The sequence below is a fragment of the Blastomonas sp. UPD001 genome (assembly GCF_003426715.1).
GTDB lineage: Bacteria > Pseudomonadota > Alphaproteobacteria > Sphingomonadales > Sphingomonadaceae > Blastomonas.
The window spans coordinates 3,308,934-3,324,512 of the sequence record NZ_QKVT01000001.1; the positions used below are offsets into that span (position 1 = coordinate 3,308,934).

Genomic DNA, 15,579 nt, shown 5'->3' on the forward strand with positions numbered 1-15,579 from the left:
ATAGCATGAAACGCGGCGGTGACGGGGCGATGGCGGCCCTGCGCGACGCGTGGCAGAAGCGCTGGGTGCGCTGGGCAGCGTATCTGCTGGGACTGGCGCTGCTGGGCGTGTTCCTGATCTGGGTGATCTTCGCGCGCGATCTGCCTTCGGCCGAGACGCTGGTCGATTACGAACCCGACCTTCCCACCATGGTGCGCGGCGTCGATGGCGAGATCGTCAACAGCTATGCGCGCGAGCGCCGCGTGCAGTTGCAGTACAAGGATTATCCGCTGCCGCTGATCCGCGCGTTCCTCTCGGCCGAAGACAAGAATTTCTTCTCGCACAATGGCCTCGATTATCCGGGCCTGGCGTCGGCGGTGTTCGATTACGTCACCAAGCTGGGCTCGGGCCAGCGCGCGCGCGGCGGCTCCACCATCACCCAGCAGGTCGCCAAGAACCTGCTGCTCGGCGACGAATATTCGATCACCCGCAAGATCCGCGAGGCCATCCTCGCCTATCGCATCGAGGACGTGCTGACCAAGCAGGAAATCCTCGAGCTGTATCTCAACGAGATCTATCTCGGCCGCAACGCCTATGGCGTGCAGGCGGCGGCGCGCGCCTATTTCGGCAAGGATGTCGCCGATCTCAAGTTGCACGAGGCGGCGTATCTGGCGATCCTGCCCAAGGCCCCGTCCAATTACAGGCCCGAAGTGCACATGCAACGCGCGCTCGATCGTCGCAACTGGGCGCTGGGCGCGATGCAGTCGAACGGCTGGATCACGCGCGAACAAATGCTCGCCGCGCAGGCCGAGCCGCTCGGCACCATCCCGCGCACCGGCGACAATTTCGAGAAGGTTGGCGGTTATTTTGTCGAGGAAGTGCGCCGCCAGCTCGTCGAGAAGTTCGGCGAGAAGCGCGAGGACGGTCCGAACAGCGTCTATGCCGGCGGCCTCTGGGTGCGCACCTCGCTCGACCCCGCGATGCAGCGCGCGACCACCGAGGCACTGCGCGACGCGCTGCTGCGCTACGATCGCGGCAGCGGCTGGAGCGGCCCGCTCAACAAGATCGAGATGGACGATCAATGGGCCTCGCGGCTCGCATCGACCTATATCGATATCGATTACGAGAACTGGCGCGTCGCGGTGGTGATCGACAAGTCGGCGAGCGCCGCGGAAATCGGCTTTGCCAATGGCGACAAGGGCGTGCTGCCGCGTTCGACCGCGACGATGCCGCGCAAGCGTGTTGGCGGCACGGCCTTCGATTCGATGCGTCCGGGCGACATCATCGCAGTCGCGCCGATGTCCGGCGACACCTACGCGATGCGCAACGTGCCCGAGATTTCGGGCGGCATGGTGGTGCAGAATCCGCGCTCGGGCCGGGTCTATGCGATGCAGGGCGGGTTCGATTCGCAGATCAGCCCGTTCAACCGCGCCACCCAGGCGGATCGTCAGCCGGGATCGACGATCAAGCCGTTCGTCTATGCGACCGCGCTCGACAACGGCATGACTCCCGCGACGCAGATCGTCGACGGCACCTTCTGCGTCTATCAGTCGGCAAGCCTGGGCAACAAGTGCTTCCGCAATTTCGGCGGTTCGGCGGGTGCGGGGCCGCAGACGATGCGCTGGGGCCTCGAGCAGTCGCGCAACCTGATGACCGTGCGCGCCGCCAACGATGCGGGCATGACCAATGTCGTCAAGACGATCAAGGCGGTCGGGATCGGCGACTACAAGCCGTATCTCTCGATCGCGCTGGGCGCGGGCGACACCACGGTCATGAAGATCACCAACGCCTATTCGATGCTGGTCAACCATGGCCGCGAACTGAAGCCGACGCTGATCGATTATGTGCAGGACCGGCGCGGCAAGGTGATCTTCCGCTCCGATCCGCGCACCTGCGAGCGCTGCAACATGCCCAAATGGGATGGCAAGCCGATGCCGCGCTTCGCGCAGCGCGGTCGTCAGATCCTCGATCCGATCACCAGCTATCAGGTCGTGCACATGCTCGAAGGCGTGATCACCCGTGGCACCGCGGTGACATTGGCCGACCTCAAGCGCCCGATGTTCGGCAAGACCGGTACTTCCAGCGGCCCCACCAATGTCTGGTTCGTCGGCGGCACGCCCGATGTCGTGGCGGGCGTCTATCTCGGCTTCGATCAGCCGCGCAGCATGGGCGGCTATGCGCAGGGCGGCCGGCTCGCCGCGCCGGTGTTCAAGCAATTCGCAAAGGAAATCTTCCCCAGCCTGCCGGTCAGCGAGTTCCTCGCGCCGCCGGGCACGCGCATGGTGCGCATCGATCGCCGTTCGGGCCGCCGCGTCTACGGCGCCTGGCCGGGCGACGAAGCCAAGGCGGCGGTGATCTGGGAGGCGTTCAAGCCCGAGACCGAACCGCGCCGGTCGATTCGCCCCGAGGAGATGGCGGCGGCGGTCAAGGCGGTGCAGAAGCGCACCGGCCCCGCGACACGAGCGCGCAGCGACAGCGAATTCCTGCAGCAGCAGGGCGGCATCTACTAGGGCGGCGCATGATCGTGGTGCGGTGGAGGCATTCACTCTACCGTTCGGGTTGAAAAATCGGACAGGCAGGCGTATCGGGCGTGGGACCATGCTCAGCCAGAAAGTCCGCTACACCATCCGCGCCCTGCAGCACCTGGCCGATCGCTATGGCCAGGGCCTGGTGCATCTGGACGAGATCGCCACGGCGCAGAACATCCCGCCCAAGTTTCTCACCGTCATCCTGTCCGAAATGGCAAGGGCAGGGCTGGTGCATTCGCAGCGCGGCAAGGATGGCGGCTATGAGCTCGGCCTCGCCCCGGTCGATATCCGCTATGGCGACATCGTGCGCATCACCAGCGGATCGCTCGCGCTGGTGCCCTGTGCCAGCCGCTATGCATATGAAAAGTGCAAGAACTGCCTGGCCGAGGACGAGTGCCGCTTGCGCGCGCTGATGCTCAAGGTGCGCGACGAGACTGCGGTGATTCTCGATCAGATGACGCTCGCCGATCCGATCGCGCCGGTGGGGGCGTTCGACGAGGCGATGGCGGACTGAGCGATCCGCCGCCCGCAGCGGTCATGCGGCGAACACCACCTGCCACGCAGCGCCCCTACCCAGATTCGTCAGCGCCCTGACCTCGCCACCCAGCTGCGCGGCGAGCGACTGCACGATCCGGGTGCCTAGCCCCTTGCTCGCAGCCATGTCGACCTCAGCGGGCACGCCGCGGCCGTTGTCGCTCACCGTCAGCGTGAGCCGCTGCGGATCGAGCCGCTCGAGCTTGAGCGTGATCGTACCGCCATCGTCAGCAAAGGCGTGCTTCAGGCTGTTGGTGACCAGCTCGGTGACCAGCAGCGACAATGTGGTCAGCCGCGCGATATCGAGCTTCACCGCCGGCATGTCGACCAGGCACACGATGTTGCGCGCGCCGGTCGCCTGCAACAGATCGGCGCAGATTTCCTGGAAATATTCGGCGACCGGCAGGTCGACCGAGGCGGGATCGTAAAGCCGCCGGTGGATGCGCGACATCGTCTCGATGCGGCTCTGCGCCTCGTCGAGCGCAAAGCTGGCCGATCCGGGGTCGGTCGCCACCTTGCGCTTCTGCAGCTGCAGCAACGCCGAGACGAAGGTCATGTTGTTGGCGACGCGGTGCTGCAATTCCTGAAACATCGTGCGCTGCTGGTCGTAGAGTTCCTCGGTCACGCGCTTCTTCGCTTCCAGCCGGTCGGCGGCGCGGTGCATGAAATGGATCAGCGCAATGTCGACCGTCACGATGAAGATGTAGAAGCCGATCGCGATCGTGCTCGCGCCGTCCATCGCGAAGCTGTTGACCGGGGGGATGAAGAAATAGAGCGCGGCCACCCCGCACAGCGCCGCGCACAGGATTCCGGGCCACAATCCGGCGAGGAAGGTGGTGACGATCACCGCGGGGAAAAAGGTGAGATAGGGAAAGCCCGGGGGCAACGTGCCCTGCAGGTGGAAGCGGCTGAACAGCGCCAGGGCAAAGCTCGCCAGCGCCAGTCCATAGCCCAGTCGCCAGTCGCGGCGAAACATCATGCCTGCCCTTACGAACCGGTCCATCGTCACTCTCGTCATACAGGCTGGCGGCTGCAATCGTCCGCAATGCCCTTGTAAATAGCCCGGTTCGGCGCTGCAAGGCCGCGTATCGGCTGAAAACTCCCAGATCTGGCGCTTTCGGGCAGGCTGGCGCGAGCCAGGGGCGGTTGGTCTCCGACCGTTGGGGTACAAGAAAAACTATCTTGCCAACCAATACGGTAGAGAATAGCCTTTCTTTCGCGGGCCATGCTGCATGCAGCCGGTCCGCACCAGATTTCCTCGAGGAGTATGCCGATGCCTCCTGCCAAGCCCGAGAACGCCGCGCTCCGCGCGTCGCTTCCCCTCTCGACCATCTCCGATGCCATATCCCGGCTGCGCTATGGTGCCATCGTGCTGACCGTGCACGACGGCAAGCTGGTGCAGATGGACGTGACCGAACGCCAGCGCTTCAGCTGAGCGAGCATAGCCACCTATCCCTCCGACTGCCGGGACCGGTACGACCGGACCGGCATTTTTCGAGCCCTTTTCCGATGCTGCAACCCAAACAGCGTGCCGACCGGACATCCGGAAGCACCTCCCAACCAGGGGGTCTTTCCCAATGTCCATGTCCTTTCCCGCGTACGCGTCGCTCGCGGCGCTGGCTATTGCGCTCGCAACACCCTTCCAGGCGCAGGCGGCCGCAACCGATGTCGACGCGGCGCAAACCGATGCCGCCGCGCAGGCTGAGGCTGCCGATGATCAAGGCGACACCGTGATCATCGTGACCGCCCGCCGCCGCGACGAAGACATCCAGGACGTGCCGATCGCGCTATCCGTCATCGATGCGGCGCAGGTCGATTCGCAGGGCCTGTTCAACATCAACCGGCTCACGCAGATCCAGCCGGCGCTGCAATTCTATTCGACTAATCCGCGCAACACGTTCATCAACATCCGCGGCATCGGTGCGCCGTTCGGGCTCACCAATGACGGGTTCGAACAGGGCGTCGGCATCTATATCGACCAGGTCTATTACAACCGCATCGCTTCGGCGACGCTGGACTTTGTCGATGTCGAGCAGGTGGAGGTGCTGCGCGGGCCGCAGGGCACGCTCTATGGCAAGAACACCACCGCAGGTGCGATCAACATCCGCACGCGCGCGCCCAGCTTCACGTTCGAGGGCCGCGGCGAACTCAGCGTCGGCAATTACGATTTCAAACAGGCCAAGGCGACGATTTCCGGTCCGATCTCGAACACCATCGCGGCGCGGATCAGCCTGTCGTCGACCGATCGGCGCGGCACGATCCTGAACGTGAAGACCGGGCAGAACGTCAACAGCCTCGACAATCTCGGCATTCGCGGCGCGCTGCTGTGGCAGCCCAGCGACCGCTTCAAGGTGACATTGTCGGGCGACTACAATATTCAGGACCCGATCTGCTGCGTCCAGATCTATGCGCGCGTCGGCACCACCCAGCGCGCGGCCAACCGGCAATATGCCGCGCTGATCGCGCGCTTCCCCGGCTATCGCGTCCCCAGCACCGATCCGTTTGACCGCTTGACCGATCTCGACGCGAATATCCGCGCGCGCAACGAACATGGCGGCGTGTCGGCGCTGGTCGAGTGGGAGCTGGGCAAGGTCTCGCTGACCTCGGTCAGTGCCTATCGCTACTGGGACTGGACCCCGGCCAACGACCGAGACTTTACCGGCCTGCCGATCTTCCTCAAGGTCAACAACCCCACCCAGCAGAAGCAGTACACGCAGGAATTCCGCCTGAACTATGAGGCGGAGCGGCTGAACTTCGTGGCCGGCGCGTTCGCCTTCTATCAGGAAATCCGCACCCAGGGCATCCAGGAACAGGGCCCGGCGGCGAGCGCCTGGCTGCTCAACCCGACCAGCGCGCTGTCGAACAATCCGGCGGTGCTGAACGGTGTGGTGGCGAACAACGACATCCGGCTCGACAATGTCAGCCTGGCCGGTTTCGCGAAGCTCAACTGGAAGGTCACCGATGCCCTCACCGTCTCGCCGGGCATCCGCATCAATTACGACAAGAAGAACGGCCAGTATGACTCGGTCGTCACCGGCAATGCCTCGAACGGAACGCGCCAGATCGTCAGCAACGTGCCGACTAGCCCGTTCTTCAACGATCCCTGGATCGCCGCGCAGCGCGGGGTGCAGGCCTCGCAATTCTTCGAGGTCGATTTCAGCGACTGGAATCTCTCGTACGATCTCAACCTGGGATACGAGATCAGCGATACCGTGAACGCCTATGCGACCTATGCGCGCTCGTTCAAGACCGGCGGGGTCAACCTCAACGGCGTGCCCAGCCGCACCGACGGTTCGCCCGCGCTCGAAGTGGCGGTGATCGAGCCCGAGAAGGTCGACCATTTTGAGATCGGGCTGAAGACCAAGTTCTGGGACCGCAAGGCGACGCTCAACCTTGCTGCCTTCTGGACCGACATCCAGGATTTCCAGGCCAGCGTCATCAGCAATATCAGCGGCAGCAACGTGCTGCGCGGCTATCTCGCCAATGCCGACAAGGTGCGCAGCCGCGGCGTAGAGGCGGATTTCCGCGTCCAGCCGTCCGATCGTGTCACCGCCTATGTCAGCGGAGCCTATACCGATGCCAGGTTCGTGCGCTTCGTCGATGCGCCGTGTCCGCCCGAACGGGCAGGCGGCACCACGGTGACGGGGACGCAGGTGCCCGGACCCGCTGCCACGCCGGGTGCGCTCAGCCCCGCGAACTGCGACGTCTCCGGCCAGTGGTTGCCGGGCGTGTCCAGATGGGCCTTTTCCTGGGGCGCGGAATATAACGTTCCGGCAACGGTCTTCGGGCTCGAGGGCAATACCTATGCGGGTTACGATGCGAACTATCGCTCGAAATTCTCGTCCAACGCCTCGCGATCAATCTACACCGATATCGATGGCTATTCGCTGCACAATTTCCGCGCCGGTTTTCGCACCGACCGCTATGATTTCTTCGTCTGGATTCGCAACGCCTTCGACGAGGACTATCTTGAATCGCTCGCCGTCACCCCCGGTAACACCGGCCTCATCTCCGCTCAAATGCCCGATCCCCGCACCGCCGGCCTTACGGTCTCGGCGCGGTTCTGAGGGTGATTGAAGCTTCCTCCAGCAGAAGGGACCGCACGTGCCGGACCTTGGAATACTGAATCCAGCCGAAATCTGGCCCTATATTCTGGTGGGCATCGCCGCGCAGATGGTCGACGGGGCGCTGGGCATGGCCTTTGGCGTGATTTCCAGCACGCTGCTGGTCTCCGTGCTGGGCGTGCCCCCGGCGCAAGCCTCGGCCGGGGTACATTTTGCCGAAGTGTTCACGACCGGGGCATCGGGGCTCAGCCATGCCTGGCACCGCAATATCGACTGGGGGCTGTTCGCCAAGCTGGTGCTGCCCGGCGTCGGGGGTGGCATCCTGGGCGCCTATGTGCTGGCCAATGTCGATGCCAGCATCGCCCGCCCGCTGGTCATGGCCTATCTGACCGGCATCGGCCTGGTGCTGCTCTATCGCGCGTGGCGCTTCCCCACGCCGAAGTTCGAGGACCCCCGGATCGTCGCGCCGCTGGGGGCAGCGGGCGGATTTCTCGACGCTGCCGGTGGTGGCGGATGGGGGCCGGTGGTAACCTCCAACCTGCTGATCCAGGGCGGCGAACCGCGCAAGACGATCGGCACGGTGAGCACGTCGGAGTTCTTCCTCACCGTCTCGATCTCGGTCACCTTCATCCTGACGCTCGGGTTCGAGGCGTTCACCACCGCGACCATCGGCCTGCTGATCGGCGGCGTGATCGCCGCGCCGTTCGGCGCGATCCTGGCCAAGAATGTGCGCCCGCGCACGCTGCTGTTCATGGTCGGCACCGTGCTGACGATCACCAGCGTCTACAGCATCTACAAGGCGCTCAGCTGACGCGAGACGCGGTCATATCTCCTCGCGGACCTGCGCATAGGCCAGCGCCGCGAAGATCACGGTTCCGCCGATGACATTTCCGACAAGGGCAGGGAGGATGCCGCCGAACACCGCGCGAAACGGGTCGACCTCGCCCAACAGCATCACGATGAACAGCTCGGTCGATCCCGCCACGACGTGCGAGAAGCCGCCCAGGCCTATCATGTATGTGACCAGCATGATCATCAGCACCTCGCCCGCGCTTTCGATACGCGGCAGCATCCATACCAGCGCGGCGATCATGAACCCGGCGGGCATGCCCCAGAGCAGATGGTCGAGCGGCGCGACCTCGGCATAATGGCGCGAGACGCTGACGACGCCCGACATCTGCAACGGAGGGATGATGCCCGCATGCACCATCAGGATCGCCGCGATCAGGCATCCGGTCATGTTCGCAGCAAAGACGATGGCCCATAGCCGCGCGGTCCGGCCAAGCCGCGAGATCGAGGGATAGGCGAGCAGCGGCAGGATGGGCGTCACCGTGTTCTCGGTGAACAGCTGCATCCGGCCCATGATCACCACCAGAAAGCCGACCGAATAACCCAGGTTGGTGACCGCGGGCGCCCATGCGGTATCGGGGAGCAGCGCCGTGAGAATGCCCTTGCACAGGATCGACAGGCTGATCGCCAGACCCACGCCCGACCACCACAGGGCCGAGAAGGGGCGGGCGAGTTCGTGACGACCCGACCTGCTGATCGCGCGATAGATCAGCGCGGTGGTGACGTCGGCTAGATCCTCGAGCGCTCGACTGCCCTGCGCCGTTTGCTGCGTGGCATATGCCCCCCGTTGCGACTGCGTATCGGCAGGCAACGCGCGGGGCAGGGGTTCGTTGCGACGGGCAGGCCTAGCCCAGCCGGAAGGCGGCAACACCGATCGCCGATCCGGAAACATAGGCTTTGCCCTTGCAGATCAGCTCGGCCCCGGAGGGCGCGGGAGGCGCCTGATCCGCGATCATCGGCAGCAGCAGCAGCGAATTGAGCGCCGGCCTCGGGCCACCCATCGTTGCCAGGGTGTAGTTTTCCAGCACCTCGACCGCCGTCAAGGCGCCCCACCATTGTTCATCGTTGCGCAGCCCTATTTCGAGCTCACCCAGCGAATGACGGCTATGGTATTTGAGTTCATCGGGCATGGCAGCTACTCCGGTTTCAGGGTGTGAGGGCGGCACGGATCTCTGCAGCCTTGGTCGCTCGCAGGCTGGCTTTGCAGTAATCCTTGTTGAGCTCGCGCCCGACGAGCTGGACGAGCTGGGTCTTGTCGAGGCCAGCGGGGAGGCCGAAAGCTGCGGCAAAGATATCGCGCTTCGTATTGTCTGCGCCATCGGTGGCATCGAGCAGCTGGCGCAGGTCCGCGGTTACCTGCTGCATGTCTTCCACCGAATCGCAGGTCGCGGCTGCGTTCTCGAGTCTGGCGACCGCGTCCCGCTTGTTGATGACCGCCTCGGTGGTCAGGTTCGATATCGCGTCGGACAGGTTGCCGGCTTCCTGGTAGGCGGTGAGATCGGCCATGGCGCGGACAATCGAATAGTTTTTCTCATCGTTCTGCATGCCCTGGTCGATCACCAGCCTGCGCTTGGCGCGCTCTTCGTCCATCGCGGTGAGAACAGCCGACAAGGTCTTGTCGAAGAACAGGTTCTTGTCGAAGCTGCCCTTCGCCCCGGTCATGGTCGCTATGGCTGCAGCGAAAGGCCCGACCTCGTCGGCTTCGGCAACGGAGGTGATGCCGGCAAGGGCGGCCATCACCAGATCGAATGCGAAATCGCTGCCACGGCTTTCGGATTCGACGCTGCTGCGAAACTGGGCATAGTTCGAGTCGATCGCCCGCATGTACAGCCAGATCACCTCATCGCGATACTGCCGCCGGGTCAGGCCGTGCCGGTCGTCGTCGTTGCTGCTGTAGAACTTGCGCTGAATGTCCGGCCATTTGTAATCGGCGAGCGCGGCCTTCATGTCCTCGGCCGACAGCACAGGGCGCTGAGCCGACCGCAGGGTGGCGCATCTGCTGAGCGGAACCATCGTCGCCAGAAGTGCTGAAACAAGAGCCAAGGTTCGCACGTCATCTCATCCCGGTTGAGGGACGTTCATTTCATGCGCTTATGGTACAGGCAAATTAAACTCTGTTCATATTGCCAGAGCCGCGCCGATCAGCACCCGTCGTCTTCGTGTGTTATTTGCGCTCGCGGATCGGCCCAGACTGAATTCAGAACGACACCTTCGGCGCAGCCCCCACGGTCGCGCGCTCGTCGGCACCCAGTTCCCAGAAGCCCTGCGGCTTGAAGCCCAGCGCTCCGGCGAACAATACGGCCGGGAAGGATTCGATCCCCGCATTATAGTCGGCGCTGGCGGCGTTGTACGCGCGGCGGGCGGCGGCAAGCTTGTCCTCGACATCGGCCAGCTCGTGCTGCAGCGTCTGGAAATTGGTATTGGCCTTGAGGTCGGGATAGGCCTCGGCCAGCGCGAACAGGTTCTTGAGCGCGCCGCCCAGCGCCATCTCCGCGCCCTGCGCCTCGGCCGGGCCATGTGCGGCCAGCGCACGGCCGCGCGCCGCGATCACCGCCTCCAGCGCGCTCTTCTCGTGCGCGGCATAGCCCTGCACGGTGCTCACCAGATTGGGGATAAGGTCGTGTCGCTGGCGAAGGCCGGCATCGATATCGGCCCAGCCCTGGCGGCAATTGGCGCGCAGCGCCACCAGCCGGTTATAGATCACGATCACCGCCAGCAGGACGATGACGACAATGCCGAGTATGATCCATTCCATAGACAGTCCCCCAATTGACCGCCTAGCATTACCATGGCGCTACAGGCGGGGGAATGCCGGTGATCACAATAGCCGATGTCGATACGCTGCTGGCGGGCGAACTGGGCCAGTGGCTGCAAGGCCAGACCGAGGCGCGTGCGGAGGCCAAGCGCAAGGCGTGGCAGCGCTGGATTGCCGGGCTGGTGCTCGGCGGACCACTGCTGCTGTGTTTCGGCGGGGAGGGCTTCGTGTGGCAGGCCTTGGGCTATGCGGGACTGGGCATCATTGCCATCGGCTTCACCATGGGCGGCATCATCCGCCAGAACATGGTCAGCAGCCTCAAGCGCGAGATGAACAGCGCGCTCGCGCGCAGCCTGGGGGTCGAATACAGCCCCGAAGCCACGTTCGGCGACGAGTTCAACCTCGCCTATGCCTATGACCTGCTGCCGGGCTATACCCGCAAGATTTGCGAGGATTGCTGGCAGGGCGAGCTCGGCGGCACGCGGTTCCGCCTGTACGAGGCGACGATGATCGAGCGGCGGGGATCGGGCAAGGACCGGCGCGACGTCACCGTCTTCAAGGGCGTGATCCTCACCCTGCGCTTTGCGCGCGATTTCCATGGCGTGACGCTGGTCGAGCGGCAGCGATTGCGGCTGACGCTGTTCGGCGACAGCCAGACCAAGAACGGCATGAAGCTCGATCGGGTGAAGATGGTCGATCCGCGCTTCGAGAAGTCCTTCGACGTCTATGGCAGCGATCCGGTCGAGGCGCGCTATCTGGTGCATCCGGCCTATTGCGAGCGGCTGGTCGCACTGGAGGAGCGGTTCCAGGGCAAGAGCCTCAAGGCGCTGTTCCACAAGGGCGATGTCGTGGTGGTCGTGGACAGCGAGGACCTGTTCGAGAGCGCCTCGCTCAATCCCGACCGCGACCGCGATCTGCTGGGGCGGACGATCGAGCAGTTCCGCGCACTGGCGGAGATGATGACCAGCCTGAACGAACGCAGAAGGGCAGAGGCTTCAACCTGACCTGTTCTCCGGCGAAAGCCGGAGCCCAGGAGTCAGATCATCGCAACCTCGCTCTGGGCTCCGGCTTTCGCCGGAGAACGGCAAAGGCTCTAAAGCCCCATGATCGCGGCGGCGATCCAGCGTTCCTCGGAGCGCAATATCCCCCAGGCGCGGGCGGCGGCGCGGCTGTCCATCACTTCAACGCCGATGCCGCGCTCCTCCATCGCCCGGATGAAGGCGCGGGGAGGGTGGGTCATGGAGCCGCCGGTGCCGAGCAGCATGAACTCGGGCGCCGGGTCGAGCGCCAGCACCTGATCCATCGCCTCGATATCCAGCGCCTCGACCGCCGGTGCGTCCCAGGGCATGGCCGAAACCGGGGTCAGCACCAGGCTGCCATCGACGCGGCGCTGGCCCAGATTGTCGCCATCGAGCTTGAACCCGCGCGCGGTAAAGCCGGTAATGACCGGGCCGGATGCGCGCGGATCCTGCGTGAATTCAGCCATGGGTGAGGCGACCAGCGAACCGGGCGATCACAGGCCTTCCTTGAGCTTGGCCTCGGCCTTGTCCGCCTCGGTCTGCTGCGGAACGAAGCTGTGCGGACCCACGCCGAGCCAGACCAGGATCGGGTTGGCCATGTAGATCGACGAATAGCAGCCGACGAACAGACCCAGCGTCATCGCGGCGGTAAAGCCGAAGATTACACCCGGACCGATCAGCAGCAGCGCCAGCAGCGCGATCAGCATGGTGAGCGAGGTCATCACCGTACGCGCGAGCGTCTCGTTGGTCGACAGGTCGAGCAGCGAGATCATGTCCATCTTGCGGTACTTTCGCAGGTTTTCGCGCACGCGGTCGAACACCACGATGGTGTCGTTGAGCGAATAGCCGATGATCGTCAGCAGCGCGGCGATGATGTTCAGGTTGAACTCGAGCTGGGTGAGCGCGAAAAAGCCGAAGGTGATCGCCACGTCGTGAAACAGCGCGAACAGCGCCGCGACGCCGAACTGCCATTCGAATCGGAACCAGATATAGACCGCGATCGCGATCATCGCGAAGACGAGCGAATAGACGCCGGTGGTCAGCAGCTCTTCGGACACCTTGCCCGACACCGAATCGACGCCGTCGATGCGTGCGCCCTGCGCTGCATATTCCTTGGTGATCATGCTCGTCACGCGCTGGGTGACGGCGTTGACCTCGTCGGTATTGTCGCCCGCAAGCCGCATGCGGACCGAAACCTGGTTGGGCTGGCCGAACCGCTGGATGGTCGATTCGCCGAGGTTCAGCGCCTCGATATCTTCGCGCAATTCGGCCACCGGGGCTTCCGCGACCTTGTCGAACGTCACCTGGATCATCTGGCCGCCGACGAAATCGACGCCAAGGTTCAGGCCGCGCACGCCGACCAGCACCAGCGAGGCGATGATCGACAGGATGCTGATGCCCATGGCGATGTGCCGCCAGCGCAGGAAGCGGAAATTGGTGTTGTCTGGAACGAGCTTGAGGAGCTTCATGGGATCAAGCCTTCCTTAAATGTTCAGTTCGCGCGGACGATCGCGCTTGAGCCACAGCGCGACGAACATGCGGGTGACGTACACCGCGGTCCAGACCGAGGTGACGATGCCGATCATCAGCACCACGGCAAAGCCGCGCACCGGGCCCGATCCGAACAGGAACAGCAGCACCGCCGCGATGACATTGGTGATGTTGGCGTCGAAGATCGCGCGCGAGGCTTCGGTATAGCCGACCTCGATCGCCTGGATGATGCGCCTGCCGTTCTTGCGCTCTTCGCGGATGCGCTCGTTGATCAGCACGTTGGCGTCCACTGCCGCACCGATGGTGAGCACGAAACCGGCGATGCCCGGCAGCGTCAGCGTGGCGTTCATCAGCGCCATCACGCCGAGAATCAGGAGGATGTTGAGCACCAGCGCGATATCGGCATAAACGCCGAAGCGGCCATAGGTAAGCACCATGAACACCAGAACCGCGATCGTGCCGACGGCGCCCGCGATGAGGCCGAGCTGGATCGATTCCGCGCCGAGATCAGGTCCGACCGAGCGTTCCTCGACCACCTTCAGTTCCACCGGAAGGGCGCCGGAGCGCAGCGCGATGGCGAGCTGGTTGGCGCTTTCGGTGGTGAAGCTGCCCGAGATCTGGGCAGAACCGCCCAGGATCGGCTCGTTGATATTGGGTGCGGAGAGCACCTCGCCATCGAGGATGATCGCGAACGGCTTGTTGACATTTTCCTGTGTCAGCCGGGCAAAGCGCGCGCCGCCGTCGCGGTCGAAGGTGATCGATACGACGGGCTCGTTGGTCTGCGGGTCGAAGCTCGCCTGCGCATTGGTCAGCTTGTCGCCGCGGATACCGCCCAGCCGGCGCACCGCGATCGGCGTGCCGCCCGCGGGGTTGGTCGGATAGGGTACGATCTCGCTGCCCACGGGCGCGCGGCCCGCCGCAATATCCTCGGGGCTGGCGGTCTGATCGACCAGCTTGAACTCGAGCTCGGCGGTCTGGCCGAGCAGGTCCTTCAGCGCCTGGGGATCGTCAAGGCCGGGCACCTGCACGACGATGCGGTTGTCGCCCTGGCGGATGATCGTCGGCTCGCGCGTGCCCATTTCGTCGATGCGCTTGCGCACGACCTCGGTCGCGGTTTCCATGGCCTGGTCGAGCGCCTGGGTCAGCCCCGCCTCGGTCGGGGTCAGCACGATGCGGCTGGTGTCGCGCACCTCGATATCCCAGTCGCGCTGTCCGGTCAGTCCCGCGCCGCTGGTCAGCGGCAGGATCAGTTCGCGCGCGGCATCGACCTGCGAGACGTCGCGCACCAGGAAGGAAAGCTTGCCACCCTCGCGCGAGATATCGCCGATGCCGATGCGCGGCTTGGCGCTGCGCATCGCGGCGCGCACCGTTTCTTCCATGTTCTGCAGACGCTGCGCGGCAACGTCTCTGGGGTCGCCCTCCAGCAGGATATGGCTTCCCCCCGACAGGTCGAGACCCAGGTTGATCGTTTCCTGCGGCAGGAAGGAGGGATAATATTTGGCCGCGCCCGCAGGCAGCAGGCTGGGGATCGCCATCAGGACGCCAAAGGCGAGGATCAGGCTGATGGAGATCGTTTTCCAGCGCGGAAAATCTAGCATTCTTCTCGCTTCCTTGGCAGTGCCGGCTCAGACGCGGCGGCTTGCCGGGTCTGGCCCGCGCGGGCCGGATGTGCGCGCCATATATTCACGCGCGCTACAGGCGGCAAGGCGGCAGGTCGTTCCCGCTCGTCGCTCAGTCGTTGGCGGGCGCGCCGCCGGGCTGGATCACATCGCTCAGCGTCGACTTGACCGCGCGCACCTTCGCGCCGCCAAGATCGATCTCGACATAGGCCTCGTCCACCTTGGTCACCTTGCCGACCAGACCGCCGCCGGTAATCACCTGGTCGCCGCGCTTGACCGCCTCGATCTTGGCCTTGTGCGCCTTCATCTGGCGCTGCTGCGGGCGGATGATCAGGAAATAGAAGATCGCCAGCAGCGGCACGAACATCAGAAGCTGGGTCCAGGCCGGTGCAGCGCCAGGGGCGGCGGCGGCCAGTGCAAGCAAAAGGGTCGAGTCCATGGGCAATGTCATCCGAAGCGTAGAAAGGAAAAAGGGAGCGATTGGCCGACAATCAGCCGGTCGCAGCGATGGGCGCGCCTATCATTATCGGCCACGCAAGGCAATTGGCGATGAGGCATGCGAACTTGTGCATCACGGGGTTGCCAAGCGCGCCGCATCGCCATATAGGCGCGCTTCGCTTTTGCCGCAGGCGCGGCGGAAGCCCAAGGTCGGGACGTAGCGCAGCCTGGTAGCGCATCACACTGGGGGTGTGGGGGTCGGAGGTTCGAATCCTCTCGTCCCGACCAATTTATTGCCGCAAT

15 protein-coding genes and 1 tRNA gene are annotated in these 15,579 nt (G+C 64.4%); 7 read left to right on the top strand and 9 right to left on the bottom strand.

The annotated features are described in order from the left end of the window. Positions 1-5: 5 nt before the first annotated feature. A complete protein-coding gene (locus DM995_RS16795) occupies positions 6-2,489 on the top strand; it encodes a penicillin-binding protein 1A (protein ID WP_232824512.1) in 2,484 nt (827 codons plus the stop codon). A gap of 88 nt (positions 2,490-2,577) precedes the next feature. Continuing rightward, the gene (locus DM995_RS16800) at positions 2,578-3,021 is read left to right on the top strand and encodes an RrF2 family transcriptional regulator (RefSeq protein ID WP_023837968.1); all 444 of its coding nucleotides are present in this window, start codon (positions 2,578-2,580) and stop codon (positions 3,019-3,021) included. Positions 3,022-3,042: 21 nt separating this feature from the next. Here the strand turns inward: DM995_RS16800 and DM995_RS16805 are convergent, their stop codons facing one another. Continuing rightward, a complete protein-coding gene (locus DM995_RS16805; RefSeq protein ID WP_232824458.1) occupies positions 3,043-4,059 on the bottom strand; it encodes a sensor histidine kinase in 1,017 nt (338 codons plus the stop codon). Between the two features lie 255 nt (positions 4,060-4,314). On the opposite strand from DM995_RS16805, the gene DM995_RS16810 reads away from it, so the two are divergent. The 3 genes from DM995_RS16810 (at position 4,315) to DM995_RS16820 (ending at position 7,916) form a co-directional block, all read left to right on the top strand. After that, positions 4,315-4,476, top strand: a complete 162-nt coding sequence (locus DM995_RS16810; RefSeq protein WP_116970526.1) for a YezD family protein — start codon at positions 4,315-4,317, stop codon at positions 4,474-4,476. A 142-nt stretch (positions 4,477-4,618) separates the two neighbouring features. Further along, on the top strand, positions 4,619-7,108 hold the full coding sequence (locus DM995_RS16815; RefSeq protein ID WP_198669401.1) for a TonB-dependent receptor: 2,490 nt from the start codon (positions 4,619-4,621) through the stop codon (positions 7,106-7,108). A 37-nt stretch (positions 7,109-7,145) separates the two neighbouring features. Continuing rightward, positions 7,146-7,916, top strand: a complete 771-nt coding sequence (locus tag DM995_RS16820; protein WP_116970161.1) for a sulfite exporter TauE/SafE family protein — start codon at positions 7,146-7,148, stop codon at positions 7,914-7,916. A gap of 12 nt (positions 7,917-7,928) precedes the next feature. Here the strand turns inward: DM995_RS16820 and DM995_RS16825 are convergent, their stop codons facing one another. The 4 genes from DM995_RS16825 to DM995_RS16840 all read right to left on the bottom strand — a co-directional run bounded on the left by DM995_RS16825 (position 7,929) and on the right by DM995_RS16840 (position 10,709). Beyond that, the gene (locus DM995_RS16825; protein ID WP_198669402.1) at positions 7,929-8,765 is read right to left on the bottom strand and encodes a formate/nitrite transporter family protein; all 837 of its coding nucleotides are present in this window, start codon (positions 8,763-8,765) and stop codon (positions 7,929-7,931) included. A 34-nt stretch (positions 8,766-8,799) separates the two neighbouring features. Continuing rightward, positions 8,800-9,084 carry a hypothetical protein gene (locus tag DM995_RS16830; protein WP_116970163.1) on the bottom strand — a complete coding sequence of 95 codons (285 nt, stop codon included), beginning with the start codon at positions 9,082-9,084 and terminating at the stop codon, positions 8,800-8,802. A gap of 16 nt (positions 9,085-9,100) precedes the next feature. Then, on the bottom strand, positions 9,101-9,901 hold the full coding sequence (locus tag DM995_RS16835) for a hypothetical protein (RefSeq protein ID WP_198669403.1): 801 nt from the start codon (positions 9,899-9,901) through the stop codon (positions 9,101-9,103). 250 nt (positions 9,902-10,151) lie between these two features. After that, complete coding sequence (locus DM995_RS16840; RefSeq protein ID WP_198669404.1) at positions 10,152-10,709, bottom strand: LemA family protein; 558 nt, start codon at positions 10,707-10,709, stop codon at positions 10,152-10,154. A gap of 53 nt (positions 10,710-10,762) precedes the next feature. Between DM995_RS16840 and DM995_RS16845 the strand changes: the two genes are divergently transcribed. Next, positions 10,763-11,713 carry a DUF3137 domain-containing protein gene (locus DM995_RS16845; RefSeq protein ID WP_116970166.1) on the top strand — a complete coding sequence of 317 codons (951 nt, stop codon included), beginning with the start codon at positions 10,763-10,765 and terminating at the stop codon, positions 11,711-11,713. Positions 11,714-11,802: 89 nt separating this feature from the next. Here DM995_RS16845 and DM995_RS16850 read toward each other — a convergent pair whose 3' ends face one another. The 4 genes from DM995_RS16850 to yajC all read right to left on the bottom strand — a co-directional run bounded on the left by DM995_RS16850 (position 11,803) and on the right by yajC (position 15,277). Beyond that, the gene (locus DM995_RS16850; RefSeq protein ID WP_116970167.1) at positions 11,803-12,195 is read right to left on the bottom strand and encodes an Mth938-like domain-containing protein; all 393 of its coding nucleotides are present in this window, start codon (positions 12,193-12,195) and stop codon (positions 11,803-11,805) included. A 27-nt stretch (positions 12,196-12,222) separates the two neighbouring features. Continuing rightward, a complete protein-coding gene (secF, locus tag DM995_RS16855) occupies positions 12,223-13,197 on the bottom strand; it encodes a protein translocase subunit SecF (RefSeq protein ID WP_116970168.1) in 975 nt (324 codons plus the stop codon). Between the two features lie 15 nt (positions 13,198-13,212). Then, positions 13,213-14,817: a protein translocase subunit SecD gene (secD, locus tag DM995_RS16860; protein WP_023837956.1), complete on the bottom strand. Its 1,605-nt coding sequence runs from the start codon at positions 14,815-14,817 to the stop codon at positions 13,213-13,215. Positions 14,818-14,950: 133 nt separating this feature from the next. After that, entirely contained in the window at positions 14,951-15,277 is a 327-nt protein-coding gene (gene yajC, locus DM995_RS16865; protein WP_116970169.1) for a preprotein translocase subunit YajC, read from the bottom strand. A gap of 210 nt (positions 15,278-15,487) precedes the next feature. On the opposite strand from yajC, the gene DM995_RS16870 reads away from it, so the two are divergent. Then, positions 15,488-15,564: transfer RNA gene (locus DM995_RS16870), tRNA-Pro, on the top strand. Positions 15,565-15,579 lie beyond the last annotated feature (15 nt).

Coding starts and splice junctions, on each gene's coding strand:
- DM995_RS16810 (WP_116970526.1), top strand. CDS start 4,315: ATGCCTCCTGCCAAGCCCGAGAACGCCGCGCTCCGCGCGTCGCTTCCC.
- DM995_RS16795 (WP_232824512.1), top strand. CDS start 6: ATGAAACGCGGCGGTGACGGGGCGATGGCGGCCCTGCGCGACGCGTGG.
- DM995_RS16850 (WP_116970167.1), bottom strand. CDS start 12,195: ATGGCTGAATTCACGCAGGATCCGCGCGCATCCGGCCCGGTCATTACC.
- DM995_RS16845 (WP_116970166.1), top strand. CDS start 10,763: ATGCCGGTGATCACAATAGCCGATGTCGATACGCTGCTGGCGGGCGAA.
- DM995_RS16835 (WP_198669403.1), bottom strand. CDS start 9,901: ATGAAGGCCGCGCTCGCCGATTACAAATGGCCGGACATTCAGCGCAAG.
- DM995_RS16800 (WP_023837968.1), top strand. CDS start 2,578: ATGCTCAGCCAGAAAGTCCGCTACACCATCCGCGCCCTGCAGCACCTG.
- yajC (WP_116970169.1), bottom strand. CDS start 15,277: ATGGACTCGACCCTTTTGCTTGCACTGGCCGCCGCCGCCCCTGGCGCT.
- DM995_RS16815 (WP_198669401.1), top strand. CDS start 4,619: ATGTCCATGTCCTTTCCCGCGTACGCGTCGCTCGCGGCGCTGGCTATT.
- DM995_RS16805 (WP_232824458.1), bottom strand. CDS start 4,059: ATGACGAGAGTGACGATGGACCGGTTCGTAAGGGCAGGCATGATGTTT.
- DM995_RS16840 (WP_198669404.1), bottom strand. CDS start 10,709: ATGGAATGGATCATACTCGGCATTGTCGTCATCGTCCTGCTGGCGGTG.
- DM995_RS16830 (WP_116970163.1), bottom strand. CDS start 9,084: ATGCCCGATGAACTCAAATACCATAGCCGTCATTCGCTGGGTGAGCTC.
- secD (WP_023837956.1), bottom strand. CDS start 14,817: ATGCTAGATTTTCCGCGCTGGAAAACGATCTCCATCAGCCTGATCCTC.
- secF (WP_116970168.1), bottom strand. CDS start 13,197: ATGAAGCTCCTCAAGCTCGTTCCAGACAACACCAATTTCCGCTTCCTG.